Annotated in this window: 6 protein-coding genes; 2 read left to right on the forward strand and 4 right to left on the reverse strand. The window is 54.5% G+C overall.

What is annotated here, in order from left to right:
- Positions 1–217 precede the first annotated feature (217 nt).
- The 3 genes from RMSM_RS27805 to RMSM_RS27815 all read right to left on the reverse strand — a co-directional run bounded on the left by RMSM_RS27805 (position 218) and on the right by RMSM_RS27815 (position 6,114).
- Positions 218–2,797, reverse strand: coding sequence for an ATP-dependent Clp protease ATP-binding subunit (locus tag RMSM_RS27805; RefSeq protein WP_008704953.1), 2,580 nt, complete (start codon positions 2,795–2,797; stop codon positions 218–220).
- 333 nt (positions 2,798–3,130) lie between these two features.
- On the reverse strand, positions 3,131–3,772 hold the full coding sequence (locus RMSM_RS27810) for a tetratricopeptide repeat protein (protein WP_052031837.1): 642 nt from the start codon (positions 3,770–3,772) through the stop codon (positions 3,131–3,133).
- Between the two features lie 356 nt (positions 3,773–4,128).
- Positions 4,129–6,114 carry an AAA domain-containing protein gene (locus tag RMSM_RS27815; RefSeq protein ID WP_008704961.1) on the reverse strand — a complete coding sequence of 662 codons (1,986 nt, stop codon included), beginning with the start codon at positions 6,112–6,114 and terminating at the stop codon, positions 4,129–4,131.
- Positions 6,115–6,158: 44 nt separating this feature from the next.
- Between RMSM_RS27815 and RMSM_RS27820 the strand changes: the two genes are divergently transcribed.
- Both RMSM_RS27820 and RMSM_RS27825 read left to right on the forward strand, forming a co-directional pair.
- The gene (locus RMSM_RS27820) at positions 6,159–6,434 is read left to right on the forward strand and encodes a DUF1294 domain-containing protein (protein WP_008704962.1); all 276 of its coding nucleotides are present in this window, start codon (positions 6,159–6,161) and stop codon (positions 6,432–6,434) included.
- Between the two features lie 55 nt (positions 6,435–6,489).
- A complete protein-coding gene (locus RMSM_RS27825; RefSeq protein ID WP_008704963.1) occupies positions 6,490–6,957 on the forward strand; it encodes a GNAT family N-acetyltransferase in 468 nt (155 codons plus the stop codon).
- Here RMSM_RS27825 and RMSM_RS27830 read toward each other — a convergent pair.
- On the reverse strand, positions 6,947–7,822 hold the full coding sequence (locus RMSM_RS27830; protein ID WP_144058018.1) for a putative signal transducing protein: 876 nt from the start codon (positions 7,820–7,822) through the stop codon (positions 6,947–6,949). The genes RMSM_RS27825 and RMSM_RS27830 overlap by 11 nt on opposite strands.
- Between the last annotated feature and the right edge of the window lie 316 nt (positions 7,823–8,138).

The following is an 8,138-nucleotide window of genomic DNA, read 5'->3' on the forward strand; positions in this document are numbered from 1 at the left end:
TCCGTCCGGTGGCGGCAAGTAAAACGTTCGGTTTAGACCGGGCGGCTTGCGCCGCACCGCTACAAACGCCACTCGTTTAGTGCCAAAGTAGATGGCATTGGGCTTGCGCCGCACCGCTTAAAAAATCCGCTTGCTGTTAAGGAAGGTGCAACAAAAAAAGGGCAGACGCTTGCACGTCTGCCCTTTGATTTTGATTCTCACGAGTTCTTAGCGATGACTAGGAATCGTTGCCCTCGGATTTTTCCGAGTCGCCTTTGTCTTCGCCGACACCGGCACTGACCGTTTCGCTTGGCTCAGACAATCCGCGTTTCTCGCCTTTGAAATCAAGACGAGTGATTTTGCCATCGCTGCCTTTGAAGGCATCGATCACAATCGTGTCCTTGCCTTCGAAGGCGCCTTGCAGCAACTCTTCGCTGAGCGGATCTTCGATACGTTGTTCGATCGCTCGGCGAAGCGGACGTGCACCGTAATCGAGGTTGCTGCCCTTCTTGACCAAGAATTCTTTCGCATCGTCGGTCAATTCGATTGCCAAACCGCGTTCGAGCAAACGTTCGCGAACCTTGGACAATTCGTAGTCGATAACCGATTTGAGGTCTTCCTTAGTCAAGTGACGGAAGATGATCGTGTCGTCCAACCGGTTCAAAAACTCGGGTCGGAATACGCGTTCGATCTGATCCATCACGCGGCTCTTCATCGAATCGTAACTGGCATCCCCGTCCGGTTTTTGGAAACCAAACGACGATTCGTTCTTGATCGCTTCAGCACCCGCATTGGTGGTCATGATCAGGATCGTGTTACGGAAGTCGATGTTACGACCGAACGAGTCGGTCAAACGCCCTTCTTCCATCACCTGTAGCATCATGTTGAACACGTCCGGGTGAGCCTTTTCGATTTCGTCGAACAAGACCACCGCGTACGGACGACGACGAATTTTTTCGGTCAACTGACCGCCTTCTTCGTAGCCGACAAATCCCGGAGGGGCACCAATCAAACGGCTGACGTTGTGCTTTTCCATGTACTCGCTCATGTCGATATGCACGAGTGCTTCGGCGTCACCGAACATGTATTCGGCAAGTGCCTTGGCAAGCAACGTTTTACCAACCCCGGTCGGACCAGCGAAAATGAACGATCCGGTCGGACGTCGTGGATCTTTCAAACCGCTACGGCTACGTCGCACCGCCTTGGCCACCGCGGTAACGGCTTGCTCTTGGCTAACGACTCGCTTGTGCAGTTCTTCTTCCATCTTCATCAACCGCAGACTGTCTTCGGTCGACAAACGCGTCAACGGAATACCGGTCATCTTGCTGACCACTTCGGCGATCACTTCTTCGTCGACAACGCCGTCGGTCTGCTGACTCTTTTGACGCCACTCGGCAGTGATCTGGTCTTTCTTCTTGCGAAGTTTTTCAGCCTGATCACGCAGATTGGCGGCTTTTTCGAAGTCTTGGTTCGCGACCGCGTCCTCTTTTTCCTTGTTCAGCTTTTCGACTTCTTCGTCGATTTCCTTCAAATCCGGTGGACGCGTCATCGTACGAAGTCGGACCCGAGCCCCCGCTTCATCGATCACGTCGATTGCCTTGTCGGGCAAGCAGCGTGCGGTGATGTAACGTTCGCTCATTTCGACTGCGGCAACAATCGCGTCGTCGGTGAATTGAACACGGTGATGTTCTTCGTAACGTTCGCGGAGTCCTTTGAGGATCGCAATTGTTTCGACCTTGCCGGTCGGCTCGACAATGATCTCTTGGAAACGTCGTGCGAGTGCATTGTCCTTTTCGATGTACTTGCGGTACTCGTCCAAGGTCGTCGCACCGATGCACTGGATCTCACCTCGAGCGAGTGCAGGCTTCAAGACATTGGCGGCGTCGATCGCGCCTTCGGCACCACCGGCACCGACCAGCGTGTGCAGCTCGTCGATGAACAAGATCGTATTCTTGACGCGGCGAACTTCGGTCATGACCGCTTTGATTCGCTCTTCGAATTGACCGCGGTACTTTGTTCCCGCGACCATCATCGCCAAGTCCAATACCACGATTCGCTTCTCGGCCAAAATCTCAGGCACTTCGCCTTCGATCACTTTCTGTGCAAAGCCTTCGATGATCGCGGTCTTACCGACACCGGCTTCACCCAAGAGCACGGGGTTGTTCTTGGTTCGGCGGCAAAGGATCTGAATCGCACGTTCGATTTCTCGTTCACGTCCGATCACCGGATCCAATTCGCCCTTCTTGGCCAACTCGGTCAAATCGCGACCGAAGCTGTCCAGAGCCGGAGTCTTGCTCTTGCTGCTCTTGCCAGAGGAACTGCCGCTGCTTTCGCCATCGCCGCTGCGACCACCACGTTCGCCAACCTCGGCACCTTCGAGGCCATGGCCCAAAAGATTCAAGACCTCTTCGCGAACGTCTTCGAGCTTCAGCCCTAGATTCATCAGAACCTGAGCCGCAACGCCTTCCTGCTCACGCAGCAGTCCCAGCAGAATGTGCTCGGTCCCAACGTAGCTGTGGTTCAAATTGCGTGCTTCTTCCATCGAGTACTCGATGACTTTCTTGGCACGCGGCGTTTGGGGCAACTTGCCGACGGTGACCATTTCAGGACCACTTTGGACAAGTTTCTCGACTTCAAGTCGAATTTTTCGCAAATCGACTTCGAGGTTCTTTAGCACATTGGCGGCAACACCACTGCCCTCTTTGACCAAGCCCAACAATATGTGCTCGGTGCCGATGTATTCGTGGTTAAACCGCTGTGCTTCCTGATTAGCCAATTGCATGACTTTTCGGGCGCGGTCGGTAAAGCGTTCGTACATATCTATTATCTCGTTTACCCAGGCTGTCAAACTGGCGATACATTTCGCAATGAGTCAGTTAAGCAAACCGTACGCCACTTTTACACTTGATGGCAATGGCGGTCTGATTCGCAACGACGATTACGGAATGATCCTCAGTCAAACGCAATGACTTTTGACTCTATGTCTGATTCTATCGGTTAGGTCAAAGGCCGGGGATAGGAGCTTGACGTAGGAAACCAGAAAAGAGGGCGATCGCGTGCAAATTGTCTGAAAAAACTCGACGAAGTTTTCTTGCAGAACTTCAACCCATCACGCACTGACAGCGACGTAGCCGGAGTTAAAAAGCTAGCATTAAGCAGCGGTTGCGCGGTCTTCTGTCATATCGGCAGCGTCTTCAGGGGGGGCTGCTTCGTCGTTGGCCGGATTCTCTCGCGCGTCACTCTTGGTTCTGTCCTTCGATTCCGCTTCCGCCGCCATCGCACGGCGAATGCGTTTCCGCTCGGTTTCCACTTCGACCCACCATGGATCTGCCACTTCGAGTCGGCTGATTTCGTTAATCAGAACTGTAGCGTGGTCTAATTGGTCAAGCTTGCGATAAACGGCACATAGCATCAATAGCGCAGGAGGATCGCGGGGCTCGATCGCTAACACGGAAGTCAGCAATTTCTCGGCCGCTTCCCAATCGCCTCGCAAATAGGCGGCATGAGCTTCGCCAAAGCGATCCGGCTCCTCACTTGCTTTGCGAGGATGAATCAATTCGGGCAATTCCCGCAATCCACGGACCACGTAGAAACCCCACACCGTGACGCCCACAAGCGTCGCCATCCAGAACAATCCGCCCGAGATCCAGTTGGGATAGAGCCATCCGAAGACAAAAAAACTATTCAGCGCTAGGCAAAATGCAATCGCCAGCGGTAACGAAGCCATCCGGCCACGCCACCACAACTCTGGCAATCCAGGCCAAAGACACGATAAATAGTAACTCGCGCTCATAACCTCGCTTGTACTGTTTCCGAGGCAACCAAAGCAAGCACAATCGCCAAATTACCTAAACCCCCAAGCGGTCAAAAAGAAGGGGAGGCGACCGGCACGTTGTCTCAGCAAAAATAGGATCGTTTGTAGTGGACGTAGCTATACGTCTGCGGCATTCGAGTTCCCCTTAGCAAACGATCCGTACGGCGTTAGCCGAGGTTCGTGGCATCAACAACCGGCGCCAACGCCCAAATTGGTCCGACGGCGAAATAGGTTCCTACATCCCGTCCGAGCAACCTCTCCGCAGTACTCGCATGTAGCCGCAGGAGATTAAGAGTCGGATTAGGATTAAGATTAAGAAGGAAAAATGGAAACGACTAGACATCGCCATACTGCCAGACCGATTTATAGGCGTCGGCGTCTTCGAAATATTTCAGCAGTGAGGCGTAAAAATCGTGGCTGGCCAATGTGGCGCTGTCGCCCACCATGATCATTTTGCGACGCGCTCGCGTCAGCGCCACATTGGTCCGCCGCGTGTCGCTCAGAAAACCAATCTCGGCTCGATCATTGCTGCGGACCATCGTCAACAACACCACTTCCTTCTCACGACCTTGAAAACCGTCGACCGTGTCAATTTCAAGTTCGGGCATCTCTAACCGAGAACGCAGCAGTCGCACCTGAGCTGCATAGGGCGCGATCACGGCGATCTGTTCCGGCTGGACTCCGGCATCAAGAAACTCGCGAATCAATCGAATGATCAAATTGGCTTCTTTAGGATTCAATTTGCTCTGACCATCCGGTTCCAATGCTTCGTCGAACTCCGCACCGGCGGTGTCGATGAACTCGATGGGCTGGGTCGTCAGTTCACTTTCGTTGACGTCGGGCAAATCGCTCAGTTGGTGAGCACGAACCGACGCGTCGGCGATCAGGGTGCCCTCATAAAATTCATTGGAGGAAAAATTCATAATCGTTTCGTTCATCCGGTACTGGACCACCAAGCGGCGGAACACCGATTCGCCTTCGCGCTCAACAAGCAACTGCATCAGCGATTCTTTCATGCCGGCTCGCGATGCTTCGTCACTCAGCACCGTTGGCGGCAATTGGCAATGGTCGCCGGCCAAGACCAAGCGTTCCGCTCGCAATACCGCTTGCCATACGCTGGGCTGAGTACACTGGCACGCTTCGTCGATCACGACCAAGTCAAAGTTTTGGTCGTATAACAGTTCGTCGTCGATCGTGGTGGTGGTGCAAACGACATCGGATGAATCGATCACGCTGCGGATGACGCTGCGTTCGAGCGATCGGATTTGGCCGCGTAGTTGTCCTGCTTCGGCATACAATTCGCCTTTGCGACGATAACCTTCGCGGCCTCGCGGTTTCTTGGCCGCCGCACGCATCAAATGTTCTAATTCACGACGCATATCGCGAACGATCTCGGTCGAGGGGTCCGCATCGACGAGTTCATCGAGCGTATGTCCTCGAAGCGATTCAAACACTCGCGCCGGATGTCCGACCCGCAACACATTGGGCATGATCGCCACCAAGCGTTCGAGCAGATTGTCGACTGCGGTGTTGCTTGGGGCACATGCCAACACGCGTTCGCCTCGAGCGACGGCTTGATAAATGACCTCGGCGATCGTCGTTGTTTTTCCAGTTCCCGGAGGTCCATGCAAAATGGCGACGTCCTGTGCCGACATTGCGAAACGCACCGCGTCTTGTTGTGGCGGATTCAAATCGGTCAAAAATTGGACATCGGGCAAATCGGTAAACCGAATCGGGCGGAACCCCAACAACGCGTCACGAAGCCGGCCGGTGCGAGCGGTCGCCGTTTGAGCTTTTGCCATGGCCGCCAATTGGCGTCGACGGGTCGTTTCATCGGGCGAAAGATCGATGCGAAACGTCGACCCGGCAGGCCACTGCTCGGTCGCCACCTGGATCGTGTTGTGTTTGCGGCGACTGACAACGCCGGGAATGCCTTCATCGGAGGCATCGGACCAATCCGAGACCACGACCGGAGAACCGACTTTCAAACGGTTCATCGGTAACGGTTCGCCGTGAGGTTTGACAAAATCCAGTAGCAATCGGCCTGCCAGCCCCGTTTTGTGGTCGGACATGTGTAGCGAAACAACAGTTTCCCCGGTACTTTCGACGTCTCGTTGTGAACGCATTTGCCGTCGCAGCGCCATACGAGCGCGTTCGGCTTCGCCTTCCAACGCCAACCAATGCTCTAAAACGCCGAAATAATCTTCGGGGGTCATGCAATCCCTCACCCCTTTTAATCCGCCACCAAACGTACCGGACCCTGAAACCGCAGGACGTGAGGATCCGCGACGCGGACGAGATTGGCCAGAACGAGACGACATTACAAAGAGCTCAAAATAAAAAAGGTCTGGGAAAGTATCCGCTCATGTTAATCGGTTTCACAATTTGGACACTGGTAGCAAGTTTGATCACCGCGATTCTGTACGCCTGGGACAAACGAGCTGCACAAACGGATCGACGTCGGATTCCCGAGCGAACGCTACTGGGGCGGTCGCTTGTTGGCGGATGGCCGGGGGGTTTAGTCGCGGGCCGTTGGCTGCGTCACAAAACCTACAAACGATCGTATCGAATCCAGTTCGCAATGGCCGCTACCGTGAATCTGATCGTTGTGGCCGCAGTGGTCTATGCGAGATTCAATTAAGTTCCCAGCTGCAACCGATTGTCGATCGACCTCGCTTTTGTATCTCAGTGATGTTATGCCGAGTGAAAGTGCCTCACCCTCCTCTCTCGAATTCGTTCGCATCGAATTTCAGTCTGATCTGTATCGTCAAGCGATTGCGCTGCGGCACGCGGTGCTGCGTCAACCGCTGGGGCTGGCATTCAGCTCGACTCAGATTGCTGCGGAACATGATCAACTGCATTTCGGCATGCTCGGTGGCAATGCATTGCTCGCCTGTGTGTCGGTGATGCTGGTGTCACCACAGAAAGCAAAGATCCGCCAAATGGCAGTCGATGCGACATTGCAAGGTCGCGGCATCGGATCCGATCTGGTTAGCCGCGTTGAATTGGAATTGAAAACCATGGGGGTGCAATGCATTGAACTGCATGCTCGCGAGGTTGCCCGGAGGTTCTACGAGCGGCTTGGTTATGCGGTCACCGGAGAGCCGTTTACCGAGGTCACATTGCCTCATATCAAAATGACCAAAACGATCGTCACATGCTGAGCCAAAACCAACTGCCCAGCGGAATACATAACAAATTGACAACCCAAGCAAAGATCAACTTTCTCCGCGCCCGGGTATCACGATAGGCAGTCGTGGGAATGGTAAGCGTGACGTACAGCGAATAAAAGTTCAGCAGCGGTGGAAAAACCAAGACGCCTACGATCGACGACAAATAAGCTCGCTTGACCCATTCAGCGACCGTTTCGTCTAGATCGTCTACGACATCGGGGCGATCGCTTGGCATCGCGGGCGGATGTTTCGGCAGATCCGAAATTGGGTTCGGTGGCTGATAGGGATTGGCTGAAACGGCAATCGGATCCGCCGACGTTTCGTGGACGAAGTCACCGGCACCTAATTTTGATGAGATATTTTCATCACGGTTGGGATCGTGGCGTCCGCTGGCATCGTCCTCGCTACGTCGCTTGTTGCAACTCCAGCAGACTTCAAACGCGGGTTCGTTCTGTTCATCGCATCGCGAGCAAATCCAGGGCCCCACACTTTGAATCAACCGCTCGTCGGCCGCCAACAATTCGATGGCCCGCTGGTAGTCGGCGGGTGCCACTTCGATCCGCACCAAGCGGTCGGTTCCGGCGCCGCCCATGCTGAGCGCCACTGCGGCATCGGTCCCTGTGACTAGCGAGCGAATCCCGGCGGCGGCCAAGCGAATTCGAGTCGTTTCGGCCGAAAACGCATCCCCATACTCGCGAACGCTGACCATCGGACCGCGATAATTCGACTTCGCGGCCATCGGCGTCTCCTCTACCCCCTCCGGCAGCCCAGAATCCGGCAGTTCAGAATCCGGTAAATCGGATTCGGGCATATCGGATTCGGGCGAATCAGCGTCTTGAAATTCCGAACTCGACAAAATGTTTGTCTCCGAACACGCAAAATCGAAAAGGGGGGGGAAGGACACAGGATCATGCCGGAGCGGCGTAAACGGTGCCTTTCCACATTCGCCTTGAACCGATGTCAAATGATTCACTGCGTTGGCCGATCCGGCGTTCGCGACGTTTGCTTGATCCGGCCTACTCAACTATAACCGCACTGCGTTTTGCGACTATCGGTCAGGCAAACTTCCGCGCCGATCCGATTCTCTCCTCATGCGGGCCACAGCTGCGGTGACCGATATTCCACCAAAATCTGTCGAGAACCACGACGCGGGCCTGCGTTCGGTTCACACC

Origin of the sequence: Rhodopirellula maiorica SM1 (assembly GCF_000346295.1) — a bacterium.
Taxonomy (GTDB): Bacteria; Planctomycetota; Planctomycetia; order Pirellulales; family Pirellulaceae; genus Novipirellula; species Novipirellula maiorica.

Coding starts and splice junctions, on each gene's coding strand:
- RMSM_RS27805 (WP_008704953.1), bottom strand. CDS start 2,797: ATGTACGAACGCTTTACCGACCGCGCCCGAAAAGTCATGCAATTGGCT.
- RMSM_RS27820 (WP_008704962.1), top strand. CDS start 6,159: ATGTTAATCGGTTTCACAATTTGGACACTGGTAGCAAGTTTGATCACC.
- RMSM_RS27815 (WP_008704961.1), bottom strand. CDS start 6,114: ATGTCGTCTCGTTCTGGCCAATCTCGTCCGCGTCGCGGATCCTCACGT.
- RMSM_RS27810 (WP_052031837.1), bottom strand. CDS start 3,772: ATGAGCGCGAGTTACTATTTATCGTGTCTTTGGCCTGGATTGCCAGAG.
- RMSM_RS27825 (WP_008704963.1), top strand. CDS start 6,490: ATGCCGAGTGAAAGTGCCTCACCCTCCTCTCTCGAATTCGTTCGCATC.